Origin of the sequence: Stappia sp. MMSF_3263 (assembly GCF_030733745.1) — a bacterium.
GTDB lineage: Bacteria > Pseudomonadota > Alphaproteobacteria > Rhizobiales > Stappiaceae > Stappia.
Window position 1 is genome coordinate 55,100 of record NZ_JASHIK010000020.1, and the last position, 24,454, is coordinate 79,553.

A 24,454-nucleotide genomic window follows, 5' to 3' on the forward strand; every position below is an offset into this window, starting at 1 on the left:
AAAGGGAACAGGCTGGATTCGCGGAATTTCGCGGGTCGCCGGAGCTGTCCGGACGCGGATCAGCCCCCGGGCGTCGATGTCCAGCCGAAGCGCTTCTTGATCCGTGTCATCAGCATGTCGCGGACACTGCGGTAGCTGTCCAGAATCTGGTCGCGCGAGCCCGTGGCTAGCGTCGGGTCGGGCGTCGGCCAGTACTCGACCTCGACCGCATCCGTGCGTGTCATCTCCAGCGCCTTGTGATGCGCTTCGGGTGCCAGCGTTATGACCAGGTCGAAGCCCGATTCATCGAGATCCTCGAAGGTTTTCGGGCGATGCGCCGACAGATCGCAGCCGATCTCCTCCATCACCGCGTCGACGAAGGGATCGGGCTCACCCTCCCGCACGCCGCAGGATTTCACATAGACACGTCCGGGGAACAGCTTGGCGAGGATGGCCGCCGCCATCGGCGAACGCACCGCATTCATGCCGCAAGTGAAGAGCACCGCACCGGGCGTCGTTCCCGGCCGCGTCACGCCGCCTATCCTTTCCAGTGCAGGGCGCAGACGAGCGTGAAGAGCCGTCGGGCGGTCTGCATATCTACGCGGATCTTGCCTTCCAGGCGCTCCATAAGGATGCGCGATCCCTCGTTGTGAACGCCGCGACGTCCCATGTCGATCGCCTCGATCTGGCTCGGCGTCGCGGTCTTGATTGCCTCGAAATAGCTCTCGCAGATGAGGAAATAATCCTTCACCACCTTGCGCAGCGGCGTCAGTGAAAGAATGTGCGTGACGACGCGCTCGCCCGCCTCGCCCGAAACGCTGAAGACGAGACGCTTTTCCACCAGGGAAAGATGCAGCTGATAGGGGCCCGAAGTGTCGCCGATCGGCTCGAACTCGTTGTCCTCGATCAGGTCGTAAATGGCGACCGCCCGCTCGTGCTCGATATCGGGCGTGGAACGGGAGATCGACCCCTCGTCCAATTGAACGGCGACGAGGCGCGCCTTCTTCGCTTCAGCGTTGTCCGGCACTGCCGTCATCACTCGATCCCGCCTTGCCCACGGCCGCCGGCGGGCGACCGAACCAGTTGCTTTCAACACCTAGCCCGGCATCCGCCGTCTCGACAAGGGTATCGCATCCCGCCACTTGTCAAAGATTGAGGCGAATGGCGACCGAACGCCCGTGGGCACCCAGGCCCTCCGCCTCCGCGAGCGCGATCGCGGCGGGCCCCAGTTCACGCAGGTTTTCCGCCGTGCAGCGCAGGATGGATGTCCGCTTGACGAAATCGAGAACGGACAGGCCGGAGGAAAAACGGGCCGAACGGGCTGTCGGCAGCACGTGGTTGGAACCGCCGATATAGTCGCCGATCGCCTCCGGGGTGTAGCGCCCGAGAAAGACCGCGCCGGCATTGCGAATGCGGTCGAACAGCGCATCGGGATCGGCGACCGCGAGTTCAAGATGCTCCGGTGCGATGGCATCGACAAGAGCCGGAGCCTCCTCAAGGGAGCCGACGGTGATCACCGCTCCGAAATCGGCCCAGCTCGCCCCGGCCACGGCGCCGCGCGGCAAGGTCGCGAGCTGACGTTCCACCGCCGCTTCCACGGCGGAGGCAAAGCCCGCGTCATCGGTGATCAGGATCGACTGGGCGCTGACGTCGTGTTCGGCCTGTGACAGCAGGTCGGCGGCGATCCAGTCGGGATCGTTCTGGCCGTCCGCCACCACGAGGATCTCTGAAGGTCCCGCGATCATGTCGATGCCGACCGTCCCGAAGACGCGCCGTTTGGCAGCCGCGACATAAGCGTTTCCCGGTCCGACGATCTTGGAAACGGGTTTGACGGACGCGGTCCCGAAAGCAAGGGCCGCGATCGCCTGCGCCCCGCCAATCCGGTAGATCTCCGTCACACCCGCCAGATGCGCCGCGGCAAGCACCAGCGGGTTGAGCACCCCGTCGGGACTGGGGACGCACATCACCATGCGCGACACGCCGGCAACCCGCGCGGGCACCGCGTTCATCAGCACCGAGGACGGATAGCTTGCCGTGCCGCCCGGAACATAGAGCCCGACCGCCTCGATCGCTGTCCAGCGCGACCCGAGCTCGACGCCGATCGGATCGGTGTAGCGATCATCGCCGGGCATCTGCCGGGAGTGATGGGCCGCGATCCGGTCGCGCGCCAGCGTCAGGGCCTCCAGCGTGCGCGCATCGATGCGCGCAAGCGCGTCCTCGATCTCCCGCGGCGTTACCGCAAGCTCGGCCATCGACGCTGCATCGAGCCGGTCGAAACGTTTCGTGTATTCGAGAAGCGCGGCATCGCCTCGCGCCTTCACATCCTCGATGATGTCACGAACGACCGCGTCCACGTCGGCCGAAGCCTCGCGCTTGCCCGCCAGAAGCGTGTCGAACCTGGCGCTGAAGTCGGATGCGCTGGTGGAAAGGCGGATAGCCAATGATTTCACTCCGCGAAGAAACTTGTCAGGGCGGCCTCCCTCATCCCGGCCGGATGCGAAAGGCGGGGCTGCGTCAGTCGAGCTGGTGGCTGGGCTGATGATCCGTCGCCCAGGCGGCGCCGAGATCCGCGAGCTGCGCTTCAATGCATTCCACCGAAAAGGACAACGTGCCCCCTCCGGCGAACAGCAGGTCGATACGGCCGGCCGGCGCCGTGGTCGCGGTAAAGCTGACCGCAAGGAGCGACAGGACGGCGTCCTTGGCATCCTGGCGAATGTTCTTCGCCTTCAACTCGCCGGCCCGGGCAAACGACAAGGCGGCGCGGCGGCGCTCTTTCGTATCGCGCGGCCCCTTCTTCTCCTTGTCCCAGGCGAAACGGTTCATCGCCACGACCAGGTGACGGTCGCGCGGATAGTACCTGATGTCGCCAACCTTCAGCACCGCGTCCTGCACCTGCGCGGAAATGACGGCGAGGTCTTCCTCGTCAAGCGCGGCGAGTTTGAGCTGCGGCATCGGCAAGCCACCTCATTGATCGGGTTCGTGTCCGCCCGCCCGGACCGGGCGGAGGTTCCGCCCTTACCTAATGAATTCGCGCGGCAAAGCAACAGGTGAGTGGCCCGCGACAGCGGAGACACCGAGAGTACCGCGGAACGACAGGGGCAAACTCAGGCGACGAAACGCAGCGCCTCGGCGGGCATCGGCGGCCCGAACAGGCGTCCGGTTCCCCGCACACAACCGGCGGCACGCAGCAAGGCAAGGTGTTCCTCGCTGTCGACCCCGTCGACGCCCACATTCACCCCGAGTGTACCGGCAACTGAAACCAGTGCCCGCATGACCGTCTCACCGCGCTCCCCCGCCAGCACGTCATCCAGTCCGGCGCGGTCCATCCTCAAGGCGTCGAAACGGAAACGTCCGAGCAGGCGAAGCGAGGAAGAGTCCGATCCGAAACGGTCGAGGACGAGCCGTGCGCCGACGCTGCGCAGGTCCCGCAGCCGGCGCATCGCATCAGCCGCGTTGACGAGGAAATAGCCATCGGACACCTGCAGGTGCAGCCTTGAGGGATCGAACGACCTCTTCTTGACGGCGGCGGAGACGATGGCCGGCAAGGTTTCCAGGCCAAATTGGCGAACGCTCAGGTCGAGCGCAATCAGGTAGTCGTCCGGCCAGGCCGTGGCGTTCTCGACAAGAGTGCCGATCACCGCCGAGGTCGAGGCCTCGAGCGCGGCGACGTCCTGATGGGCATCTGTGCCGGGTGTCTCCTCCAGTTCCGAGTTCCGCCCTCCAACGGCGTGATATCCTCTCACCTCGGACGTCCTCAGGCAGACGACGGGCTGGAACATGACTTCCGATGTCTCGACAGTTGCGGCGGGTCGACCGGCAAGGGGAGCGGCATGGCGCCGCGAACGCGCGCCCAGGGCCTGGTTGTCCGCCAGCCTGTCGGAGGCCCGATAGATCCTGAAGTTGTTGCGGCCCTCGTTCTTGACGGCGTAAAGGGCCGCGTCGGCCTTGCGCATCAGATCGCTGATGCCCGCGCCAGGCAGCACCGGCGCGATGCCGATGCTGGCACCGATCCGCACGCCGCTGCCGTCAATGACGAATGGCGGCTCCATCGCATCGAGTATGCGCCGGGCGATGGTTTCCGCCAGATCCGACGGCCAGGACATGCCGGACGCGGAGGACAGCACCACGGCAAATTCGTCTCCCCCAACGCGCCCGACGATGTCGCTGTCGCGCACGCATTGCCGGAGGCGTTCGGCCACTTCGCGCAGCAACTGGTCGCCGGCGTTGTGACCAAGGGCGTCGTTGACGGGCTTGAACCGGTCAAGATCGATCAGCATGAGAATACCGGCACATGTCCCGGAGGCGGCATCCTGCCCCGGCGGCTCCGGACGCGCGACAAGCTCGCCCAGTTGCTCGTTGAGATAGGTCCGGTTGGCAAGCCCGGTCAGCGTGTCGTGACGGGCGGCATAGAGCACTTGGTTGGCGGCGGCCTCGCGCTCGGTGACATCTTCATGCGTGCCAACCCAGCCGCCGTCGGGAAGCGGTGCATGGACCGTCGAGATGACCCGACCGGACCGCAAGTGGAAGAGCGATCTGACCGTTTCACCGGCCAGCAGCTTGCGCCGCAGCTCGGCGACATGTCGGTCGACATCCTCCCGCGTCTCGCCGCAGGTCCCTTCCGCCAGGACCAATTCCTCAAGCCGCACACCCTGACGGAGGTCCTTCAGATGACGTTCGAAGAGCCAGACGTAATTGTCGTTCCACAGAAGCAGCTGCCCGTTCCTGTCGAAGACGCTCACGCCCTGGTTCATGTTTGCCAGAACGGTTTCGAGCTCGTCGGACTTTTCCCGCGCGACCCGCTCCTTCTCGATCAGCCGGTGTTCGATCTGCTTTCGGTCGGTAATGTCCATAAACGTGGACAGCAGCCCGCCGCCGGGAAGGAACGTACCGCGAATGTCGACTACGGTCCCGTTCGGCCGGCTGCGCTCATAGCTGTGAATGTTGCTGCCGAGGATCGCCTCCAGCCGCTCGCGCGTCAGTCGTTCGACATCTCCGACGCCGTATTCGCCACGCTCGGCATTCATGCGGACATAGTCTTCAAGGGACGGCCGGTTCGCCAAATATTCGGGCGTTACATCGAGAAGAACCTCGAAATTGCGGTTCCACCCGGCAACCTTGTGTTCCTCGTCGAAATAAACCACCGCGCCGGGGTAGTTCTGGAACACCCCTTCCAGGGTCATGGCCTGGCGCACCGTCTCGGTAATGTCGCCCAGCGAAATGACAACGCCCGCTTCGGCGCCATCTGCAGGGCTGTCAAACGGCACCGCATTGAGATTGAGCCACCTGAGCCCGCGTCCGCCAGGAAGGCTGAGACCGGCCACCGTGTTCGAGAGCCGCGAAGGATCGGCGGCCCCGTCGGCGAGCAGGTTTCCCAGCGGGGCCTGATCACGCGACTTCTCGACGAAGCACAGGTCAAGGTCCGACAGCCGTGTTCCCGCGAGTTCTCTGGTGTCGATGCCGAGCATGACCAGCGCGGCCGGATTGCAGGAAATTACCGCTCCGTCGCTGTCGACGACAATGACACCCTCGGACAGCGATTCCAGCGTGCTGCGGTACAGCGCCTCTGAATGCTGCAGCCGCAATTCGGCGGTCTTGCGGTCGGTAACATCGCGGATCGCACCGATGATGCGAACGACCCTGCCGTCATGCAAGACCGGCCGGCCGGCCGTGCGAACCCAGCGTTCGCGCCCGCGGGCGGTCAGAAGCGGCAGTTCCAAACTGAAGGGAAGCGCATCCTCGCAGGCAGCGCGGGTTGCCTCGCGCAGGGCCGGCTGCACGTCGGGCGCAAAAAAACCGACGGCCTTCTCGATATCCGGCACGTAGCTGTCATCAACTTCGTGGAGTGCCCGCGTCTGCTCGCTCCAGGTGAGCGTGCCGCGCTCCAGGTCCAGCTCCCATCCGCCGACGCCCGAGACGCTGGTTGTCTGCGCGATCAACTCCGATTGCGTCTCGACCAATGCCCGCTGCCGATTCGTTTCCTCTCGCAGACGGTCCGCCTCCGCGGCATTCGCATAGGATCCGATCAGCCCTTCGACGGCCGTTGCCAGCCGGCGAAGCTGATCCATCTGAGCCTGTGAGGGATTTCGTGGCTTGGTGTCGATCACGCAGAGAGAGCCAAGCATGTGCTCGCCGTCCAGAGACAACGGGCAGCCCGCGTAGAACCGGACACCCAAGGCACCTGTCACAAGCGGGTTGTTGGCGAAGCGCTCGTCGGCCAACGCGTCCGGCACGACAAACGGCTCGGACCCGAGAATCGTGTGCCGGCAAAAGGCCACGTCGCGACTTGTGCTGTCGATGTCGAGCCCGCAGCGCGCCTTGAACCACTGCTCGTCCTCGTCGACCAGCGCCACGAAGGCCACCGGGCAGTCAAACAGTGTCGCCGCGACCTCGACGATCGCGTCGAATTCCGGGCTCTTTCCGGAACGCATGATCCCGAGACGATGCAGCGCCTGAAGGCGACTCTCCTCGTTTCGCGGCAGCGGATCGGTCGAGAACGAATTCATCAGCGCAGTATGCATGGAAGGAGTAAACGCTTCCAAACAATCACAAGAAAATTCTACTGATTGGGAAAAATGCCCTTAACCGTGTCCGAAGCGCTACAGGTTCAGCAAAGTAACGCAGCGACACTTCTACCAGTACACTGCCGCATGGCTGCGCTCTGCTCCCGGTCGAGCCTCCCGTCCGGGTTCCGTCCCGAGCCGCTGCGTCCGGACCGCCAGCTCCGTTGCCAAGAATGAAGTTTCCGAAGCAGCTCGCACGGAGGCAATCGGCATGTCCGACCGCACCGACCCGCCATCCTTTCCAGGGCGTCATCTTCCTAGGGCGTCACCTTCGCGAAGGTGAGCACGGTCTTGTCCGCCACCATCTCGCCGATGGCGCCGTCGAAGGCGAGAAAATGCGCGGTCGTCATGTGCGCCTGAAAGGCCGCCTCGTCATCGTAAAGTTCATAGAGAAACACCTTGTCGGGTCTCGACGGATCGGTACAGACGTCGAACCGCCGGCACCCCTCCTCCGTCTCCACGGAAGCGCGGGCATTGGCCTCGATCAACGGCCTGAAGCTCTCCGCCGCACCGGCGTGCAACGTGAAACTCACTGTCACTGCAAACATCTTCGAATCTCCTCACCTGCCGGAACAAGCGCACCATAGCCGCCAGAACAACGGGCACACAGGCGAGGCGGACGGAAAGTCGCGACTGCAACAGCACGGAGCAGTCAGCTCAGCCGGCAGGCGATCATGCAGCAGATCCAACTTGAGCCGGTCAGTAACCGCCCGAAAGCACGACCGTCTCGCCGGTCATGAAGCTGCAGGCGCCGGAGGCCAGGAAGATCGCCGCGCCGACCATTTCGGAAGGATCGCCGGCCCGGCCCATCCAGTTGAGTTCACGCACATAGGCCTCCCAGCCATCCGGGTCCGCCTGTTTACGGCCGGCGTTGCGGTCGGTATCGACCAGCCCTGGCGCCAGGGTGTTCAGCAGCACGCCGTGGCGCGCATAGTCCCGCGCCTGGCTTTGCACGATGTTGTGCTGGGCCGCCTTGGTCGCGGCATAGGCGGTGACGACAGCCTTCGGTCGCAGCTGGTTGATCGAACCGATATTGACCACCCGCCCCCAACCCCGCGCCGCCATGCGCGGCAGGCAGGCCTGCAGCATTTCTACCGTCGAGCGCAGGTTGACCGACAGTTGCAGGTCGAGATCCTCTTCGGTGAGATGCGCAAGGTCGGCATTGACCTGGGCCGAGGCGTTGATGACAAGAATATCGAGGCGCCCGGCAAGCTCCTCCGCAGCCTCGATCAGCCGGCGTCCCGCGCCGCGCACTCCAAGGTCGCCGGAAAGCTCCAGCGCCCGCCCCCCTTCCCTCTCGATCGCCACTCTGGTTTCCAGCGTCGAAGCTTCGCTCTGGCCGTGCACGATCACGCTGGCGCCGGCGCCGGCCAACCCCCGGGCAATGGCGGCGCCAATCCCCCGGCTCGATCCGGTGACAAGCGCAACGCGGCCGGAGAGGCCGAAAACGTCCTGCAGCGAGGTCATGCGGGTAATCCGGCAGAGGGAGCGAACAGCGTCACCGGCGTCCCGCGCCAGCCCGGCCGGCAGGCGAACAGCCCGCCCGACAGCGGCGCCTCGGACAGGGTCGAGGCCGGCAGGCGTGTGCGTGCGCTGGTGATGTAGAGTGTTGCCATGTCTTCGCCGCCAAAGGCGACGCTTGTGGGACGGGGCACGGGCAGGTCGATGCTGCGCTCCAGCCGCCCGTCCGGCAGATAGCGGTTGACCCGCCACCCATCCCAGATCGCGCACCAGATACCGCCATCGCTGTCGACCGCGATGCCGTCCGGACGGCCCTCCGCCTCCGGGATCCGGGCAAGCACCCGCCGGTTGGCAAGCACACCCTCGCCAGGGCGGAAGTCATAAGCGTAGATCAGGCCGGGGACGGTATCGACGAAATAGAAGACGCTGTTGTCCGGGCTCCATGCCATGCCGTTGCCGACCGAGATACCGCTTTCCTTGCGCGCGACCGTACCATCGGCGCCGACCCGGTAGAGCGCGCCGCTGGGCTTGCTCGCATCGAGGCGCATGGAGCCGACCCAGATTGCACCGCCGGGGCCGACCTTGGCATCGTTGAGGCGGTTTTCCTGGATGCCCGCCTCCGGATCGACAAGCGTGTCGAGGCGCCCGCTGGCGAAATCGAGAAACTCGATCCCGTCCTGCGTCGCGGCAACCAATCGTCCGTCCGCGCATGGCATCACCGCGCTAACCAGCTTGCCCGTCTCGCAGATCTCGTTGCGGCCGCTTTCCGGATCGAAACGGTAGACCGCCGGATGCAGGATATCGACCCAGCAGAGTTTTCGCGTCACGGGGTCCCAGACCGGAGCTTCGCCAAGCTGGGCGCCCCACGGCAACACACAGGCAAGATCGTCCGGCGTCTGCGACTGCGAGCTGCGCGGGCGGGGCCTGGAGCTGATGGCAATGGCGCCGGCGGCACCGGTGATCCGCCTGGCGGCGGCGATCAACTCGCGGCCGACGGGATGGATATGCGAAGCGTCCAGCCGTGACGAGGGTCCGAGCGTCACGAGCGCGCCGATCGGCGTGCCGTCCTTGCCGGCAATGGCAACGGCAACGGAATTCACACCCGCAAGGTGTTCCTCGTAGGAGACCGAATAGCCGCGCGCGCGCGTCAGGGTGAGATCGGCCTGCAAGGCCTCGATGCCGGTGATCGTATGAGCCGTGAAGCGTTCAAGCACGAGACGCTCGAGAAGGGCGCGGGCAAAACCGGGTTCCTGGAATGCGAGCAGCACCTTGCCGGCGGCGGTGCAATGCAGCGGCGCGCGCCGGCCGGTGTCGACCCGCACGCCAAGACCATCGCCGGAGCGCTCGTCGATATAAAGCACATGCTCGCCGTCCAGCTTGCACAAAGCGACCGTCTCGCCCAGCTCGGCGGAAAGGCGCTCGAGTTCGGGAGCAGCCGCCGTCGGCAGGTCGAACGTGTCCCAGACCCGGTGCGAAAGCTCCAGGAAGCGCGGGCCGATCACATAGGTGCCGCGCTCCTCGTTCTGACGCACGAGACCGAACGCAATCAGCGTGCGCAGGATGCGCGCGAAGGTCGGCTTGGGCAGGCCCGACTGGCGCAACAGGTCGGCAAAACGCATCGGCGTTTCCGCGTCCGCGACCATGTCGAGAAGCGTCAACCCCTTGGCAAGCGCGGCCGTGCCCGAGGGCACGTCCTTGCGCAGGGTCCCTAGGCGTGTGTCGACGTCCGCCACGTCCCCGCCGCCTCCTGCAACATGCGTTCGATCGTCCATTGCGGCCTGAACCCCAGCCTTTCGCGTATCCGTGCGTTCGACGTCTCGTAATCGACCCCGGCGCCCGGCAGGTCAACGGCAACGACCGGCCATCCCGTGATTTCGGCCATGGCAGGCACGAGGCTGCCGAAATCGACGGGATCGGTCGCACCCAGATTGAAGGTCTCGCCGGCGGCCTTGTCGGACTCAAGCGCGAGCACGAGGCCTGCCACCATATCCCGCGTGTCGGTGATGTGCATCCGATACGGCCGCCCGGCCTCGTTGCGCGCCAGAACATGCGCCGGCTCCCCGGGATCGGCCGCCCGCAGCAGCTCGGCGACGGCCGAGTTGCCCATGCGTTCCTGCTGACGGATGCGCGGCTGGAGGAAGAAGCGGGGGCCGGAGAAGAAGCTTCCGGGATCGAGCAGCTCACTCGCGTCCTGGGTGTGCGAGAAGCGCAAGATCACGGTCTCCATCCGTCCCGCCCGCTGGTGGAAGCGGACAAGCTCCTCGCCAAGCAGCTTGGTCAGGCCGTAAGGCGAGTTGGCCCGCAGCGGATGGTCTTCGCTCACCGGCAGCGAAAGCGGCGCGTTCTCCGGATAGACCTCGCCGGAACTGGCGAAGACGAAACGCCGGGCGCCCGCCTTCGACGCCGCGTCAAGCAGCACGCGCGTGCCCTCGACATTGGCGCGGAACATTGCCGCGCGGTCGGCCTCGACCCAGGACATGAAGGCCCCCAGATGCAGCACCGCCTCGATGCCGGCAACGGCCCGTTCGCAGGCATCGGGATCATCGAAACTGCCTGTGACCTCCTGCCATCCAGGCACATCGCGGCCACTGGCGCGCAGGTCGAACCCCCTGACATCATGTCCGGCGGCGGCAAGGACGGCAACGGCCGAGCGTCCCACCCGGCCACTGCTACCGGTTACAAGAACACGCATCAGCGAAGCGCCTTTTCGGTTTTCGCATCAAAAAGATAAAGATCGGACGGGTCGAAGGAGAGCTCCAGCTTGTCCTGCTCCGACATGTGGCCGGTGTGGCTAAGCCGGGCGATCAGGCCCTTCGACTTGTCCTCCTCTCCGTCCTCACGGGCGACCGTGTGGGGGCCTCCGTCGAAATAGACGTATTTCTCCGAGCCGAGGCTTTCGACGAGGCTCGGCCTCACCTGGAAGGAGGCCGGGCCCGCACCGAGCTTCAGGTGCTCCGGCCGGATGCCGGCGATCACGGCGGAAGCGCCGGCAAGCCGTGCTTCGTCCACCTCGATACGGTTGCCGAAGACATCGATCCAGGCGCGGCCGCCATCCCGTTCCACCTCGGCGGAGAGGAAATTCATGCCCGGCGAGCCGATGAAGCCGGCGACGAAGAGGTTGTCGGGGCGCTGGAACAGCGTGTCCGGATCGGCGATCTGCTGGATCACACCGTCGCGCATGATCACCACCCGGTCGGCCATCGTCATCGCCTCGATCTGGTCGTGGGTGACGTAGACGGTGGTCACGCCGATGCGCTGGTGCAGGGCTCCGATCTCGGCGCGCATGTGCACCCTCAGCTTGGCGTCGAGATTGGAGAGCGGCTCGTCCATCAGGAAGGCCTGCGGCTGGCGGACGATGGCGCGGCCGAGCGCGACACGCTGGCGCTGGCCGCCGGACAGGTCCTTCGGTCGCCGGTCGAGATATTTCTCCACCTCCAGCGTGCGGGCGACCTCCGCGACCCGCGTCTCGATCTCCGCCGCCGGCATGCCGCGCATCTTCAGCCCGAAACCGATGTTCTGGCGCACGGTGAGATGGGGATAGAGCGCGTAGTTCTGGAACACCATGGCGATGTCGCGGTCGCCCGGCGCCAGGTCCGTCACCTCGCGCTCGCCGAGGAATATCTCGCCGCCGCTTGCCGGCTCCAGTCCGGCCAGGATCTTCAGCATGGTCGACTTGCCGCAACCGGACGGACCAACCAGCACGATGAACTCGCCTTCATTGATTTCCAGCGAGAAGGGCTTCAGCACCTCCACCGCGCCGTAGCTCTTGTGGACGTTTCGGATAGAGATGTTCGCCATGTCTTATTTCTCCGCACCGGCGGTGAGACCACCGACCAGGTAGCGTTCCAGGAACAGGTAGATGAGGATGATCGGCACTGCGACGAAGACGGCCGCGGCCGAGATCTCGTTCCAGTCCGTCGTGTATTCGCCGCGCATCGTGGTGATGCCCAGATTGGCGGTCCAGCTGCCCTGCGCGTTGATCAGGAAGGTGCGCGCATAGGCATAATCCGCCCAACTGAGCACGAAGGCATAGAGCGCGGTGGCGGCAAGGCCGGGCGTTGCCACCGGCAGGACCACGCGCAGCATCGCCCCCATTGGCGAGCAGCCGTCGACCATCGCCGCCTGCTCAAGCTCGCGCGGGATCGTGTCGAAATAGCCCTTCAGCATCCAGGTGGTGAAGGGAATGATCAGCGTCGAATGGGCGATGACCAGCGTCCACAAGCTGCCGATCATCCCGAAACTGCGGAAGATCGAGAAAAGCGGGATGACGAGCAGCGTCGCCGGCAGCATCTTCGCCGTCAGGATGAAGAGGCCGAGCGAATGGCCGCCGCGGATGGAAAAGCGCGAGAGCGCATAGCCGGCCATCACCGAGACCACCATGGAAAGCGCCACGGAGCCGATCGCCGCCAGCATCGAGTTCGCCAGCCACGTCGGGATCGGCCGCTCCTCCCAGACCTTGGCGAAGACCTGCCACTGGGCGTTCTCGGGCCAGAAGCTGGGTGGCAGTTGCGACAGGTCGGCGGAGGTCGAAAGCGCGGTGACCAGCAGCCAGTAGACAGGGAACAGGATCAGCGCCGCCAGCAGGATGACAGTGCCGTAGAGCACCAGGCTCTGCATCGGAGTTCGTTTCATCGCCGTTGCCTCAATACATCGCGCGGGTCTCGCGACCCAGCATCAGCAGGCTGGCGACGACGCAGATCACCAGCGTGACCACGCCGACCGCCGACGCATAGCCGAAGTTGAAGAAACCGAAGGCCTGGTCGTAGGTCATGATCGACAGGGTCTGGGTCGATTTCAGCGGCCCGCCCTCGGTCAGCACCTTGATGATCGAGAAATCGCGGAACACCCAGAGGATGACCAGCACCAGGGTGACGCCGAGCACCGGCATCAAGAGCGGCAGGGTGATCCAGCGGAAGCGCTGGAAGACATTGGCGCCATCAACCTTGGCGGCGTTGTAGAAGTCGGCCGGAATCGACTGCAGCCCGGCCAGCGTCATGATCGAGACGAAGGGGAACCCCTTCCAGATCATGGTGATCGCCACGGCCCAGAAAGCGGCGCCCGGCGTGGAAACCCAGGCGACCATGCCGTCGGACAAGCCGAGCGTCACCAGCAGCCAGCTCATCAGCCCGAAGGAACTGTCGAAGATCCAGGCGAAGATGACGACCGCGATCACCTCGGGCACCGCCCAGGGCAGCGCCATCGCAAGGCGCGCCAGCGTCCGTCCCCGGAACCGGTTGTTGACGAGAAGCGCCGTGGAGACGCCGGTCACCAGGCTGCCGATCGTGACGACGCAGACAAGCTTCAGCGTCACCCAGCACGCCATCCAGAACTCCGCCGAGGAGAACAGCTTTTCATAGTTCGCCAGGGTGAAATCGGCCCGTGGCGCACCGATGCGCGGCAGCTTCACGGCCTGCAGGGACAGGTCGATGGAGATGACCAGCGGGTAGACAATGATCAGTCCGACCAGCAGCACCGCCGGCGCGAGCAGGATATAGCCGAGCAGGTGCTGGCGGCTGGGCCGGGCCAGGTCGAATATCCGGGCGCGTGTCATGCAACCTCCTGCCGCCGGCACAGCGCGGGCGGCGTCTCGAAACCTCAAGAAAAGACCGGCCCCTCATAATGAGGAGCCGGTCGATGCCGCGGGAACTCAGCCCTTCTGGATGGCCTCGGCGCGCGCCTGCATGGTCTTGACGACATCCGCCGGATCGAGATCCTCGATCAGCATCCGCTGCACCTCTTCCTGCACCATCTTGCCGAACTCGTTGTACTGGATCTCCAGCCCGGTCGGAATGCGGTCGACATTGGCCGCCGCGGCCGCCTTCATCGTTTCGATGAGCAGCGGGAAATGCGGCACCTCCTGCTCGACGCCGGAAACGTCGGCGGCCGGGCTCGGCGGTGTGTTCTTGCCGATGGTCGCGTATTTGCGCTGCCATTCGGGCGACATCACCAGCTTGACGAAGTCCCAGACGAGCGCCTTCTCCTCGTCGGAGATTTCGCTCGCCATGCCAAGCACGTTGGACGATCCGCCGACCGGCGGGGTGAAGGGCGGAACCGCGACGGCGGTGTCGGCGGCGGCGGCGCCCTTTTGCATCGTGCCGTAGAGCCAGGGACCGTCGAGCCTGAGCGCAACCTTGCCGTCGGCAAAGAGCTTGCGGATGTCGCCGGCCGACATGTCGACCGGGGTCAGACCTTCCTTGACGACGGTCTTCCAACGGGTCAGGCCCTCGACCATCTCCGGCGTGTCGATGTTGATCTTGCCGTCGGCATCGGTCCAGTAGGCGCCAGCATCGAGGATGTAGCTCAGCATCTCGGTGAGATACTGGCCGGCACCGCCCTTGGTCTCGTGTCCGGTGCCGAACTGGTCGGTGATGCCGTCGCCATTGAGGTCCTTGGTGGTCTTGCGCGCCACATCGAGGAACTCGGCATAGCTGGTGGGAACCGCCAGGCCTTCCTTGTCCAGGATCGCCTTGTTGTAGGCCATGATGAACCCGAAGTAGTTCAGCATGATGCAGGCGGTCTCGCCGTTCCACACGCACTTGCCCTGGCCGGCCCAGCCGGTGGTGTCGATGCTGTCCTTCTCAAGCCAGGGGCCGAGGTTTTCCATCCAGCTGTTCTCGGCGAAGGACTGGTACTCGAACGAGGCCAGATGCACGATATGCGGCGGCTGGCCGCCGGCGAACAGCGTCGTCATCGTATCCGCATAAGCGGCACGCTCGACCTTGGTGAACTCGACCGTCACGCCGGGATGGCTTTCCTCGAAGGCGGCGATCGCCGCCTTCCACCAGTCGCCGGTGCCGGCATCGTCCACCTGCCAGGAGACGAATTTCAGCGTGGTGTCGGCCAGCGCCGGCGACAACATGGTCGCCGACAACATGGCGGCAATCGTCATGGTCTTGACGGATCGTCCGAAGAATTTGGTCATGTGCGTTTCCTCCGCTTGGTTTTTTAGATCCGCTGCATCAGGCGCAGCGCTTCCTCCGATGGCCTGACCCCGAGCCCCGCACCGGTCGGCAGGTGGTAGGCACCCTCCCTGCAATCCATGTCGCCGGTGAGAAGGCGTCGGTTCGGCTCGAAAATCGAATGCTGGAACTCGTGACCGACAAGCGTCGGCAGGGAGACGCTTGCCTGCAGGCTGGCTGCAAGGAAGATCCCCGCGCCGATGGTCGCGTGCGGCAGCACGTCGATGCCCCGTTCGGCGGCAAGCATCCCGATGCGTGTGAAATTGGTGATCCCCTTGTGCCCCATCTCCGGCTGGACGATGGAAATCCGGCAGCGCTCGACCCGGTGGCGCATGTCCCAGACGGTGCGCCATTCCTCGCCGACAGCAATCGGCACGTCGGTTCCCTTCGACACCTTCTCCAGCGCGGCGATGTCCTCCGTGCGCACTGGCGCCTCGGCGAACCAAAGCCCGTGCGGGCGCATCGCCTCGATCAGGGCCAGCGCCTCGTCCGCGGTGTGGTTCCAGTGCATGTCGGCCGCGATCCGCGCGCCTTGCCCGAGCGCCGCGCGCAAGCTTTCCATCTCCGCCGCCGGACCGTCATCGGCGACCGGGGTTGCAAACTTGAAGGCATCGAAACCGCGCGCCTGCCAGGACAAGGCGAGGGCCGCACGCGCCGCGCGGGTCGCCTCAGGCAGGCCCGAGACATAGGCGGCAACGGTCTTCGAGCGATCACCGCCCAGGAGCTCCGCAACCGGCTTGCCGGCGATCCGCCCGGCAATGTCCCAAAGGGCGATGTCGATGGCGGCAAGAGCGTCGACATAGAAGCCGCCTGTGTAGCCGCGCACGCGCATCAGGTCGTAGAGATCGTCATGGATCGCCGACGGATCGGTCGGATCGCGCCCTATCGTGAAGTCGGCGAGAAGATCCTTGACGATCTCGGCGACGGCACCCGGCGCCACGAGCCCGTAGGTCTCACCCCAGCCCGTGACCCCATCCCGCGTCTTGATGCACACGAGCACGCTGCGGTCGAAAGTCGGATAGACAGTCCGGTTGCCCTTGCGCACCAGATAGCCGCGTGCATTCGGCTCCTCGCCAGGGCGGGAGGCGCCCAGATAGGGCGTGTCACGCGTCTGTGTGAGCGCGAAGACCTCGATGCTGTCGACGACGTCGCTCATCGACGCCCTCCCTCGAAAGCCAGCGGCGCTTCGGCCAGCCCGAGTTCGGCGAGGTTGGCGTCGATATCGGCGATCGCCTGGGCGTCCAGCTCCGGGGTCGGCGCGCGAACAACCGTATTGTCGAGAATGCCGCGCCGGCTCATCACGTGCTTGGTCAGGCGCATCCGGTAGACAGCCTGCAGCGTCAGCAGCGGCAAGGTCCGCACATAGATCGCCCGTGCTTCGTCGCGGCGACCGCCCCGCCAGGCGCGGTCGAGCGCGACATGCTCGTCGACGATCTCGATGGCCGGCATGGCCGCGCAGGCGCCGCGCGCATATTCGTCGAGGATGTAGCGTGCGCCGCCCCCGCCGATCACTCCGGCAAGCGTCTGCGGACCCTGAGCAACCAGATGGGAGATCGCGGGGCCGGCCGGCAAGGTCTCCTCCTTGATATAGACAACCTGGGGCACCGCCTGGGCGATGGCGACAAGGGCTTCCGGCGCGATGTCGGAGCCACGCGGCGCTGGCGCGTTCTGCAGCACGATGCGCGCCCCGGGAAGCCCGGCCGCGACCTCGGCCATGAAGGCCGTGACCGCCGCGACCTCGCGGCCGATGGCGAGCGGCGGCTGGATCATCAGATGGTCGACACCGACCGCGGCAGCCGCGCGTCCATGCCCGATCACCTCCACCGCCGAGCCGGCGCTGGCTCCGGCGATGATCGGAACACGCCCAGCCACCTCCTCGGCCACGACAGCAAGCAGTTGCGAGCGCTCGGCGCCGTCAAGCTTTTCCACTTCGCTGGCAAATCCGGGAAACACGACGCCGTCGACACCGCAGTCCAGCGCGAAGCGCACCAGACGCCGCATTGCGGATGCATCAACCGCCCCCTCACTCGTGAAAGGGGTGGGAAGAACCGGAAGAATGCCAACAAGCGCGCTCGTCATCTAGATGTCCAATATGTGAGACTGTGTTTCATAAATTGACACTATCTTGTTTTCAGGGCTAAGACAAGCATCAATGCTCTCGCGCCACGCCGTGCCCGAAAGGACCCCTCATGCCTCCCATTGCGGACTTGCCCGAAGCCCATGTCGTCGTCGACTGGGGCACCACTTCGTTTCGCGCGGTGCTTCTGTCGCCCGACGGCGCGATACGCGAACGGATCGAGACTGGGGACGGCATCCAGTTCGTCGACAAGGGGGCGTTCGAGGCGACGCTGCTGCGCCTGCTCTCGCCGTGGCTTGCGGCCGAGGGCGCGCTCGACATCGTGCTTGTCGGCATGGTCACCAGTCGCAACGGCTGGATCGAGGTGCCGTATGTCCCCTGCCCCTGCACGCCCGGCGATCTTGCCGGCGGCGCGATCCGGCGCCGGCTTTCCAACGGGTCGAGCGTGATCCTGCTTCCGGGCATCAACGACCCGGCCCGAAAGCCGTTTCCCGACGTCATGCGCGGAGAGGAAACCCAGATCGTCGGCTTCGGACTTGAGAACACCGCGACGATCGTGCTGCCAGGCACGCACAGCAAGTGGGCACGTGTCGCCGATGGCCGTATTTCAGGCTTTCGCACGTTCGTGACCGGCGAACTCTACGCGCTGCTTGTCCTGCACTCCTTCATCGCGCGGGCCGCCGGGGCGCAGGGCGACGGTTCGCCCGCCGCCTTCGCGCGCGGCATCGCCGACGGCGCAACGGACGCGGTCGACGGCGATGCGATGCTGTCGCTTGTCTTTGCGGCCCGCACGGGCATGCTGGCCGGCGCGCTCGCGGCCGGCGACATTCGCGACTATGTCTCGGGCCTGTTGATTGCCCAGGAGTTCCGGCAGGCACGGGCCTGCGGTTTCTTCGGGGAGGGAGAGCGGATCGGCATCGTCGGCAATGACGGGCTCAACCGGCGTTATGCCGATGTCGCCCGTCACTTCGGACTTGAGGTCGTCGCCGGCAGCGAGCATGCCGCCATTGACGGCGCGCGCGCCATTCTTGCCGCCGAAAAAGGACCCCGCCATGACGCTGCATGACGCCCTTGCCGCCTGCCCGCTCATTGCGATCCTGCGCGGCGTCCGGCCGGATGAAATCCTCGATGTCGCAGGGATCCTTCACGACGCCGGCTTCCGCACCATCGAAGTGCCGCTGAACTCGCCCGATCCCTTTGCCAGCATCGGACGGCTCGCGAACGCCTATGGCGACAGGGCGATGATCGGTGCCGGAACGGTGACCGATCCGGCCGACTGCCGGCGCCTTGCCGACGCGGGAGGCCGGCTGATGGTCGCCCCCAACTACGCACCCGACGTCGTCGAGGAGGCGCAGCGCCTCGGCCTCGTCACGCTGCCGGGCGTCGCCACCCCTTCTGAGGCCTTCGCCGCCCTTCGCCAAGGGGTCGACGGACTGAAGCTGTTCCCGGCCGAAACCATCGGCATGGCGGCGCTGAAGGCGTGGCGCAGCGTCATGCCGAAGGAGGCTCTGCTGCTGCCGGTCGGCGGTGTCGATGCATCCTCGATCGCCGACTGGCGGAAGGCCGGCGCCGACGGTTTCGGCATTGGCGGCGCACTCTACCGGCCGGGCGCCGACCTCGACACGCTGGCAGCAACCTCCAGGGAATTCGTCGCCGCCGCGAAAGCCGCCTTTTCCAGGGACTGACCCTTCCCGCCTCGAACTCCGGAGCTTTCATGAGCCGCAAGGCAGATGTGCCGGCCGCGCCGATCGCGGTGACGGCGGCACCGCAACGACCGGCACCGGACGAGAAACGCGCCCTGGTCGAGGGGCTGTTCGCCGTTGGCGCCGGTGTCGTCAACAATGCCTGCGTCAAGTTGCTGGCGGCGATGCCGACGAGCCAGCTCATCCTGCTGCGTGCCTTGGGAACCGTGCTGGTCCTGCTGCCGGTGATGATCCGGCGCGGACTGCGCCGTCCACCGCCGGCGGTGATCGCGCGGGCCGCCCTCGAGGCGCTGGCCACCGTGTGCCTGATGCACGCGCTGACGCTCGCCTCGCTCAGCTTCATCGCCACCGTGATGATGACGATCCCCATCGGCGTGATGGCGGCCAACTGGGTGCTTGCCGGAGAGCCGCTCAGCCCGCGCGGCCGGGTCCTGCTGCTGATCGGGTTTGCCGGCGCCATGGTCGCGACCGGACCGGCGCTGGCGGGTAGCGCCAAGGGCGCGCTCTTCGCGATCGTCTCGGCCGTCTTCTACGTGACCCGGGACCTGGTCACGAGCCGGCGCGCGTCGGACGCCTCCAGCCTGGAGCTTTCCTTCACCGCCAGCATCGCAACGCTGATCCTTGCCGTGGCACTGGGAGCGGTCACCGAGTGGCGCCCGCTTGCAGTCGGCGAGAGCGGCATTCTCGCGGCGATGATCGGCTTCTACATCCTCAGCAACCTGCTGATCGCCTCCGCGACCCGGGCGCGCCGTTCGACGCTGGTTGCGGCGACGCGCTACTCCGCCGTCCTGTGGGCCGCACTCTTCGATCTCGTCCTCTTTCAGGCCGCCCCGCGTCCGTTGACGCTTGCCGGCGCCGCGCTGATCACCGTCTGCGGGCTCGGCTTGATGCGTACGGAACGACGCCCATCCTGACCGGCAACCGCTTCCCCGATCCAGGCGGCGAGATCAGCTGCCCGCGCGGGCAACTCGACGGCAAGGCCGCCACTGAACTCCTGGAAGGCAGGCGCGTTCAACCGGTTCAGCCCCACCAGAACAGGGATCTCCCTGCCAATCGCTTCAGCAATCAGGTCGCGAAAACCGCGTCCTTCCGCCTCATGCTTGCCGAACTTGTTTATGATCAGGACATCGGCACCGGCGGCAAGCCGCGCTCCCACGAGACCGACGGCGCTCTCCAGCGCGTCCGGATCAAGCCGGCAGCCGCGCGACGCCTTGCCGAGCGACTGGGAAATGCGGATCACCGGCCCGTCGGGGAGAACTTGCACATCCATGTCGCAAGGGCCGTCGTCCGGGCGCTCCGAATTGATCTGGACGGTTCCGCAAACCCTCAAGCCATCCGCCTGCAATGTCCTGGCAAGGCCGGTCATCAGCAGGTCCACGTCACCGCGCCCCGGCGCCATCGTGCATGCAATTTTCATCGGAAGGCTCCTTAATTCTCGAAAAACTGCACGAACTCGAGCAAATCCCCTTCGGAAACTGACTCGACGTCGGCCGGAAACAGCACCAGTCCGTCCGCCAGCGGCAGCAGCGAGACGCGGGCGGAATTGGTCACGTCCGGACACATGATCACCTCACGCCCCAACCCGTCGAACCCGGCAAGACGGGCCAGCCGCAACTCGCAGCGGCCAGGCTTGTGCCGGAGCATTGTTCCGGCCACCACGTGACGCCGGAGAACGCGTTGAGTCGAAATCCCCGCAAGACATTCAAGCAGCCGGTTCCCGAAAAGCATCCACGTCGTGAAGGCGGCAAGCGGATTGCCCGGCAGGCCAAGCCAGAAAGCCTTGCCGAGGCGTCCGAACGTCAACGGCTTGCCGGGCTTGATGGCAACGCCGCTGAAGAAGGTCTCACCGCCAAGGCTGGCGATGGCGGGGCGAACGAGATCAGCGGCGCCGGCCGAGACACCGCCGCTGGTGACTATGATGTCGGCCGTCTCCGACAGACAGGAAAGACGCGCCCTGAGCGGCCCCAGCGCATCCCCCTCGTGACGCGACACCGTGACCTCGACGTCCTGTGCGGCGATCGCCGCCGCCAGCATGGGTGAATTGACGTCCCAGATATGAGCCACGGCAAGCGGATCGCCGACCGGGCGCAATTCATCGCCCGTGGCAAGGATCACGACCCTGAGCTTGCGACGAACGCGGAGCGATCCCGCACCCGCCGCAGCGGCAGCGGCGATCTCTCGCGGTCCGAGACGGGTTCCGGCCCCGACAATCACCTGGCCGGGCACCATGTCCTCGCCGGCGGGGCGGATATGCGTGCCGACATCAGGGCGATGGCGAAGCACCATGCGGTCGCCCTCGCGCAGCACATGCTCCTGCATGACGACCGTGTCCGCTCCCTGCGGCAAGGGCGCCCCGGTCAGCACCTGCACGGCGCTTCCCCTGCGCACCGCACCGCCCGGGGCGTGGCCGGCAGCGATGCAATCGCCAACCGGCAGGACCCAAGGCCCCTCGCCTTCCAGCGCGCTGGCGGCGAGGGCGTATCCGTCCATGGCGGCATTGTCGAAAGGAGGCGACAGGGTGGCGGAAACGACCGGTTCGGCCAGAACACGGCCTCTTGCGTGCTGCAGCGGGACGGTCTCGACCTCCTCGACCGCAACCGACTTCCTTGCGATCCGCGCAAGCGCCTCGTCGAGCGACAGGAGGCCGTCGCCAACCTCGTTCTCGCCGCAGCCGCATCCTGGTCGTTCGAGACGATGCACGGTCTTCATGACGTAACCTCCGGAGTGAAGTGATCTTGCGCAACCGTGCAGTCGAGGTTGCGCAAGAGCCCGTCCTTGAGCCCGTAGATGAGGCCGTGGACATTGATGTTCCCGCCCCGCGCCCAGGCGCGTTGCAGGATCGGCGTTTCCGACACCCGCCGAACGCCCTCGATGACATTGAGCTCGGCCAGCCGGTCGCGCCGGTCCTCGATCGAGCCGGCACGGGCAAGGTCGATCGCATAGGCGCGCGCCAGCCTGCGGATCGGCTCGAGCCAATGGTCCGCGAGCCCGTGCGGAAGACCTTCCGTCGCGGCCTTGACGCCGCCGCAGCCATAGTGGCCGCACACGATGATCTCGCGGATACCGAGCGTGTCGACGGCGAATTCCAGCGCGCTCAGCAGGTTCATGTCCGAGGAATGCACCACATTTGCAACGTTGCGGTGGACGAAGACCTCGCCGGGATCGAGGCCGGCCACCACGTTGGCCGGCACCCGGCTGTCCGAGCATCCGATCCAGAAGAACTCCGGCGACTGGCGGATGGCCAGCCGAGCGAAATAGCCGGGCTCCTGCGCGCTGCGCTGCGCCGACCATTCGCCATTGCGCCTGAGCAGGTCACTGAGCATACGGAACCTCCAAAAAACGAAACCGGACCGTCGCCTCAGGCGCTTCTGGCGGAGAGGTCGACACCCGAAATCTCCGCCGAAGCCACGAGATCCGCGACAAAGGCCCGGGCGGCGCGCGCCCAGGACGCCTTTTCCATGGCGGCAGCGATCTTGGGACGAACGGCCTCGTAGGGAAGCACCTGCCCTTCGGCCAGCGCGTCGAGACGGATCACGTGATAGCCGTGGCGCGTTGCCACCGGCTCCGCCGTGACCTCGCCATCGCGCAGGCCCCGCAGCGCTGCCTCGAATTCCGGCACGGTGTCGCCCGGGCTGAGCTGACCGAGGGTGCCGCCACTGGATCGCGATCCGCAGTCGCTTGCACGCGCGGCGAGCCTTGCGAAGCCGGACGGATCGGCCAGCGCCTCGGCACAAAGCCGGCGTGCCCGGTCGTTGGCGATCGCCGCCCCCGTCCTGTCTCCCGGCTGGCAGGCGCACAGGATGTGCGAGACTTCCCACAGCGGCGGCGATCTGAAGCGCGATGGATCGCGCTGCCATTCCTGGCGAACGGCCGCTTCCTCGGGCGAGGTAGCCTCCACGGCGAGATCCAGCAGCGCCCGGATACGCGCCTCCTCGTCCGTCTCGTAGCGCCCGGGACCGACCTCCCGCCGCTCCGTGACGATCTCCCGCCGGGCCGCCTCCTGCAGCAACAGGGTGCGGATGGCGAGCGCCTCGGCGGCGCGCTGCCAGGCGGCGCGCGGCGAGCCGTCCTGGACAGGATGGTTTTGCGCTTCCGTGCCAATCGCCGCGACCGGCAGATGTTCGCCATTGACGACGATCTCGCGCATGAACGGCTCAGCCGCGGTTTCCTGTCCTTCCACTGCGACGCCCTTCACGGCGATCACTGTTCGACGGGCATTGGCCATGTTCTTTCTCCGAAGGTTCGGGCGGCTGCAGGTCCATGCAGCCGCGCCCGTGTCGGGACCGTTTCAGGACTGGCGCGTACCGCGCCCGGCAAGCGGCACCTGCCGCCGGGAGCGGACGATCTGGTAGCCCGGCCGCAGCAGGTAGCGCAGCGGCGCCGACAGCATGTGGACGAGCCGGGTGAAGGGGAACAGGAGGAAGATCGTCAGGCCAAGCGCCAGATGCAGCTTGAAGACCGGCGAGACGTCGGCGATATGCGCGGCCGCGTCCTTCTGGAAGGTAAAAATTCCCTGCGCCCAGGCCATGAACTTCGTCATCTCGTGCCCGTCGAGATGCTGCAGCGAGACGACGATGGTCGCCAGGCCCAGCACCAGTTGGGCAAGCAGCAGCGCCAGAATGGCGATATCGGCAAAGCTGGACGTCTTGCGAATGCGGGGATCGGTCCAGCGCCGATGGAAGAGCATGCCGCCGCCGACAAGAGCCATCACGCCGGCGATGCCGCCAACGACGACGGCAAGCAGTTGCTTGGCGCCATGGCTGATGCCGAGCATGTCGAACACCCAGATCGGGGTCAGCAGGCCGAAGAGATGTCCGAAGAAGATCACCAGCACACCGACATGGAAGAGCACCGACCCGATCACGAACTGGCGCCGGCGCAGAAGCTGCGACGACGACGACTTCCAGGTGAAGGGATCGCGCTCGTAGCGTGCGATCGAGCCGACCGCGAGCACCGAGAGAGCTATGTAAGGATAGATACCGAATACGAAATTGTGCATCTCGACCTCCATCATTCAGCCGCGTGGCCGTGAGCGAGCGGGACGGAAACGGGCGTGTCCATGCGTGTCAGCATGTCGCGCACCTGCGGGCATCCGGCATTGGGGTCGGGACCGAAGGTAACCTCGCTCTCCTCCCAGACACGGTCGAGCGCCTCCAGGTCGGAGGGATCCACCTCCGGCTCGGCCAGAAGCTCGGCGAGCGCCGTATCGTCCGGGCGCGCGTCGGCAAGTTGTCCCAGGGTTTCGAAGGCCGCCGCATAGGCGCTTTCGCGCCGCTCGAGGCGCTGGCGCAAAGCTTCCAGAATGTGGGCCGCGTCGGCGAGAATGTCCCTCGCCTCTTCCGCCGGCCGGGTCGACAGGAACTCCAGCAGCACCGGCAGGTGGTCCGGCAGTTCCGTCGTCGCCGGCTCGAAACCGGCGGCGCGATAGGTCTCCAGAAGCGAGACCATCGCCCCGCCACGGTCTCGGCTCTCGCCGTGAACGTGTTCGAACAAATTCAGTGACAAGGAGCGGGAGCGATCGAACAGGCCGACATAGGCTTCCTGCAGATCGTAGATATCGCCCGTGGCGAGCATGTCGCAAAGATCGCGCATGCCGCGTCGCGTCAGCGCCGTGAGCCTCGTCTCGGCGGCAAAGACCGCCGATATCTCAGGCATGGCGCGCTGCAGTTCCTCACCCGGATAGCTGAGCACCAGGGACAGGGCTTTCATCGAGCG

General features: G+C 66.0%; 24 protein-coding genes. 3 read left to right on the plus strand and 21 right to left on the minus strand.

The annotated features are described in order from the left end of the window. Positions 1-59 precede the first annotated feature (59 nt). The 15 genes from RBB46_RS18795 to RBB46_RS18865 all read right to left on the minus strand — a co-directional run bounded on the left by RBB46_RS18795 (position 60) and on the right by RBB46_RS18865 (position 17,038). On the minus strand, positions 60-512 hold the full coding sequence (locus RBB46_RS18795; RefSeq protein WP_306030560.1) for a low molecular weight phosphatase family protein: 453 nt from the start codon (positions 510-512) through the stop codon (positions 60-62). A gap of 5 nt (positions 513-517) precedes the next feature. Continuing rightward, positions 518-1,015 carry a UPF0262 family protein gene (locus tag RBB46_RS18800; RefSeq protein WP_306030561.1) on the minus strand — a complete coding sequence of 166 codons (498 nt, stop codon included), beginning with the start codon at positions 1,013-1,015 and terminating at the stop codon, positions 518-520. Between the two features lie 109 nt (positions 1,016-1,124). Further along, complete coding sequence (gene hisD / locus RBB46_RS18805; RefSeq protein ID WP_306030562.1) at positions 1,125-2,420, minus strand: histidinol dehydrogenase; 1,296 nt, start codon at positions 2,418-2,420, stop codon at positions 1,125-1,127. A 73-nt stretch (positions 2,421-2,493) separates the two neighbouring features. After that, positions 2,494-2,931, minus strand: a complete 438-nt coding sequence (locus RBB46_RS18810) for a DUF2948 family protein (RefSeq protein ID WP_306030563.1) — start codon at positions 2,929-2,931, stop codon at positions 2,494-2,496. Between the two features lie 152 nt (positions 2,932-3,083). Beyond that, positions 3,084-6,482: a PAS-domain containing protein gene (locus tag RBB46_RS18815; protein ID WP_306030564.1), complete on the minus strand. Its 3,399-nt coding sequence runs from the start codon at positions 6,480-6,482 to the stop codon at positions 3,084-3,086. 314 nt (positions 6,483-6,796) lie between these two features. Beyond that, entirely contained in the window at positions 6,797-7,087 is a 291-nt protein-coding gene (locus RBB46_RS18820) for a putative quinol monooxygenase (RefSeq protein WP_306030565.1), read from the minus strand. A gap of 151 nt (positions 7,088-7,238) precedes the next feature. Then, complete coding sequence (locus RBB46_RS18825) at positions 7,239-8,006, minus strand: SDR family NAD(P)-dependent oxidoreductase (protein ID WP_306030566.1); 768 nt, start codon at positions 8,004-8,006, stop codon at positions 7,239-7,241. After that, on the minus strand, positions 8,003-9,703 hold the full coding sequence (locus RBB46_RS18830; RefSeq protein WP_306030591.1) for an SMP-30/gluconolactonase/LRE family protein: 1,701 nt from the start codon (positions 9,701-9,703) through the stop codon (positions 8,003-8,005). The genes RBB46_RS18825 and RBB46_RS18830 overlap by 4 nt, the downstream gene beginning before the upstream one ends. A gap of 5 nt (positions 9,704-9,708) precedes the next feature. After that, the gene (locus tag RBB46_RS18835) at positions 9,709-10,692 is read right to left on the minus strand and encodes an NAD(P)-dependent oxidoreductase (RefSeq protein ID WP_306030567.1); all 984 of its coding nucleotides are present in this window, start codon (positions 10,690-10,692) and stop codon (positions 9,709-9,711) included. Continuing rightward, positions 10,692-11,798 (minus strand): ABC transporter ATP-binding protein, encoded by a 1,107-nt coding sequence (locus tag RBB46_RS18840; RefSeq protein ID WP_306030568.1) that lies wholly within the window; start codon positions 11,796-11,798, stop codon positions 10,692-10,694. Before RBB46_RS18840 ends, RBB46_RS18835 begins: the two co-directional genes overlap by 1 nt. 3 nt (positions 11,799-11,801) lie before the next feature. Then, entirely contained in the window at positions 11,802-12,632 is an 831-nt protein-coding gene (locus RBB46_RS18845) for a carbohydrate ABC transporter permease (protein ID WP_306030569.1), read from the minus strand. A gap of 10 nt (positions 12,633-12,642) precedes the next feature. Then, positions 12,643-13,551, minus strand: coding sequence for a carbohydrate ABC transporter permease (locus RBB46_RS18850; protein WP_306030570.1), 909 nt, complete (start codon positions 13,549-13,551; stop codon positions 12,643-12,645). Between the two features lie 96 nt (positions 13,552-13,647). Beyond that, on the minus strand, positions 13,648-14,922 hold the full coding sequence (locus tag RBB46_RS18855) for a sugar ABC transporter substrate-binding protein (protein WP_306030571.1): 1,275 nt from the start codon (positions 14,920-14,922) through the stop codon (positions 13,648-13,650). A gap of 23 nt (positions 14,923-14,945) precedes the next feature. Next, on the minus strand, positions 14,946-16,115 hold the full coding sequence (locus RBB46_RS18860) for a mandelate racemase/muconate lactonizing enzyme family protein (RefSeq protein ID WP_306030572.1): 1,170 nt from the start codon (positions 16,113-16,115) through the stop codon (positions 14,946-14,948). Continuing rightward, complete coding sequence (locus tag RBB46_RS18865; protein ID WP_306030573.1) at positions 16,112-17,038, minus strand: dihydrodipicolinate synthase family protein; 927 nt, start codon at positions 17,036-17,038, stop codon at positions 16,112-16,114. The genes RBB46_RS18860 and RBB46_RS18865 overlap by 4 nt, the downstream gene beginning before the upstream one ends. A 110-nt stretch (positions 17,039-17,148) precedes the next feature. Between RBB46_RS18865 and RBB46_RS18870 the strand changes: the two genes are divergently transcribed. From RBB46_RS18870 to RBB46_RS18880, 3 genes are read left to right on the plus strand one after another with little or no spacing between them, the layout of a single operon-like run. Beyond that, positions 17,149-18,102 carry a 2-dehydro-3-deoxygalactonokinase gene (locus RBB46_RS18870; RefSeq protein ID WP_306030574.1) on the plus strand — a complete coding sequence of 318 codons (954 nt, stop codon included), beginning with the start codon at positions 17,149-17,151 and terminating at the stop codon, positions 18,100-18,102. Next, the gene (locus tag RBB46_RS18875) at positions 18,089-18,721 is read left to right on the plus strand and encodes a 2-dehydro-3-deoxy-6-phosphogalactonate aldolase (RefSeq protein ID WP_306030575.1); all 633 of its coding nucleotides are present in this window, start codon (positions 18,089-18,091) and stop codon (positions 18,719-18,721) included. Before RBB46_RS18870 ends, RBB46_RS18875 begins: the two co-directional genes overlap by 14 nt. A 29-nt stretch (positions 18,722-18,750) precedes the next feature. Next, positions 18,751-19,653, plus strand: coding sequence for a DMT family transporter (locus RBB46_RS18880; protein ID WP_306030576.1), 903 nt, complete (start codon positions 18,751-18,753; stop codon positions 19,651-19,653). Here the strand turns inward: RBB46_RS18880 and RBB46_RS18885 are convergent. From RBB46_RS18885 to narJ, 6 genes are all read right to left on the minus strand, one after another. Then, the gene (locus RBB46_RS18885; protein WP_306030577.1) at positions 19,560-20,156 is read right to left on the minus strand and encodes a DUF2478 domain-containing protein; all 597 of its coding nucleotides are present in this window, start codon (positions 20,154-20,156) and stop codon (positions 19,560-19,562) included. The two genes, RBB46_RS18880 and RBB46_RS18885, sit on opposite strands and share 94 nt — an antisense overlap. Before the next feature lie 11 nt (positions 20,157-20,167). Continuing rightward, a complete protein-coding gene (gene glp, locus RBB46_RS18890) occupies positions 20,168-21,448 on the minus strand; it encodes a gephyrin-like molybdotransferase Glp (protein ID WP_306030578.1) in 1,281 nt (426 codons plus the stop codon). Continuing rightward, complete coding sequence (locus tag RBB46_RS18895; RefSeq protein WP_306030579.1) at positions 21,445-22,062, minus strand: carbonic anhydrase; 618 nt, start codon at positions 22,060-22,062, stop codon at positions 21,445-21,447. Before RBB46_RS18895 ends, glp begins: the two co-directional genes overlap by 4 nt. Before the next feature lie 35 nt (positions 22,063-22,097). After that, the gene (locus RBB46_RS18900) at positions 22,098-22,964 is read right to left on the minus strand and encodes a peptidylprolyl isomerase (RefSeq protein ID WP_306030580.1); all 867 of its coding nucleotides are present in this window, start codon (positions 22,962-22,964) and stop codon (positions 22,098-22,100) included. A gap of 63 nt (positions 22,965-23,027) precedes the next feature. Next, positions 23,028-23,750, minus strand: a complete 723-nt coding sequence (gene narI, locus RBB46_RS18905) for a respiratory nitrate reductase subunit gamma (protein WP_306030592.1) — start codon at positions 23,748-23,750, stop codon at positions 23,028-23,030. Next, complete coding sequence (gene narJ / locus RBB46_RS18910) at positions 23,750-24,448, minus strand: nitrate reductase molybdenum cofactor assembly chaperone (RefSeq protein WP_306030581.1); 699 nt, start codon at positions 24,446-24,448, stop codon at positions 23,750-23,752. The genes narI and narJ overlap by 1 nt, the downstream gene beginning before the upstream one ends. Positions 24,449-24,454: the final 6 nt, after the last annotated feature.

Bases quoted from the DNA above. Each gene is read 5' to 3' on its own strand.
- RBB46_RS18895 (WP_306030579.1), bottom strand. From the start codon at position 22,062: ATGCTCAGTGACCTGCTCAGGCGCAATGGCGAATGGTCGGCGCAGCGC.
- RBB46_RS18820 (WP_306030565.1), bottom strand. From the start codon at position 7,087: ATGTTTGCAGTGACAGTGAGTTTCACGTTGCACGCCGGTGCGGCGGAG.
- RBB46_RS18800 (WP_306030561.1), bottom strand. From the start codon at position 1,015: ATGACGGCAGTGCCGGACAACGCTGAAGCGAAGAAGGCGCGCCTCGTC.
- RBB46_RS18865 (WP_306030573.1), bottom strand. From the start codon at position 17,038: ATGACGAGCGCGCTTGTTGGCATTCTTCCGGTTCTTCCCACCCCTTTC.
- RBB46_RS18840 (WP_306030568.1), bottom strand. From the start codon at position 11,798: ATGGCGAACATCTCTATCCGAAACGTCCACAAGAGCTACGGCGCGGTG.
- RBB46_RS18850 (WP_306030570.1), bottom strand. From the start codon at position 13,551: ATGACACGCGCCCGGATATTCGACCTGGCCCGGCCCAGCCGCCAGCAC.
- RBB46_RS18860 (WP_306030572.1), bottom strand. From the start codon at position 16,115: ATGAGCGACGTCGTCGACAGCATCGAGGTCTTCGCGCTCACACAGACG.
- RBB46_RS18880 (WP_306030576.1), top strand. From the start codon at position 18,751: ATGAGCCGCAAGGCAGATGTGCCGGCCGCGCCGATCGCGGTGACGGCG.
- RBB46_RS18810 (WP_306030563.1), bottom strand. From the start codon at position 2,931: ATGCCGCAGCTCAAACTCGCCGCGCTTGACGAGGAAGACCTCGCCGTC.
- RBB46_RS18855 (WP_306030571.1), bottom strand. From the start codon at position 14,922: ATGACCAAATTCTTCGGACGATCCGTCAAGACCATGACGATTGCCGCC.
- RBB46_RS18815 (WP_306030564.1), bottom strand. From the start codon at position 6,482: ATGAATTCGTTCTCGACCGATCCGCTGCCGCGAAACGAGGAGAGTCGC.
- narI (WP_306030592.1), bottom strand. From the start codon at position 23,750: ATGGAGGTCGAGATGCACAATTTCGTATTCGGTATCTATCCTTACATA.
- RBB46_RS18845 (WP_306030569.1), bottom strand. From the start codon at position 12,632: ATGAAACGAACTCCGATGCAGAGCCTGGTGCTCTACGGCACTGTCATC.
- RBB46_RS18835 (WP_306030567.1), bottom strand. From the start codon at position 10,692: ATGCGTGTTCTTGTAACCGGTAGCAGTGGCCGGGTGGGACGCTCGGCC.
- narJ (WP_306030581.1), bottom strand. From the start codon at position 24,448: ATGAAAGCCCTGTCCCTGGTGCTCAGCTATCCGGGTGAGGAACTGCAG.
- RBB46_RS18825 (WP_306030566.1), bottom strand. From the start codon at position 8,006: ATGACCTCGCTGCAGGACGTTTTCGGCCTCTCCGGCCGCGTTGCGCTT.
- RBB46_RS18900 (WP_306030580.1), bottom strand. From the start codon at position 22,964: ATGGCCAATGCCCGTCGAACAGTGATCGCCGTGAAGGGCGTCGCAGTG.
- RBB46_RS18885 (WP_306030577.1), bottom strand. From the start codon at position 20,156: ATGAAAATTGCATGCACGATGGCGCCGGGGCGCGGTGACGTGGACCTG.
- RBB46_RS18875 (WP_306030575.1), top strand. From the start codon at position 18,089: ATGACGCTGCATGACGCCCTTGCCGCCTGCCCGCTCATTGCGATCCTG.
- glp (WP_306030578.1), bottom strand. From the start codon at position 21,448: ATGAAGACCGTGCATCGTCTCGAACGACCAGGATGCGGCTGCGGCGAG.
- RBB46_RS18870 (WP_306030574.1), top strand. From the start codon at position 17,149: ATGCCTCCCATTGCGGACTTGCCCGAAGCCCATGTCGTCGTCGACTGG.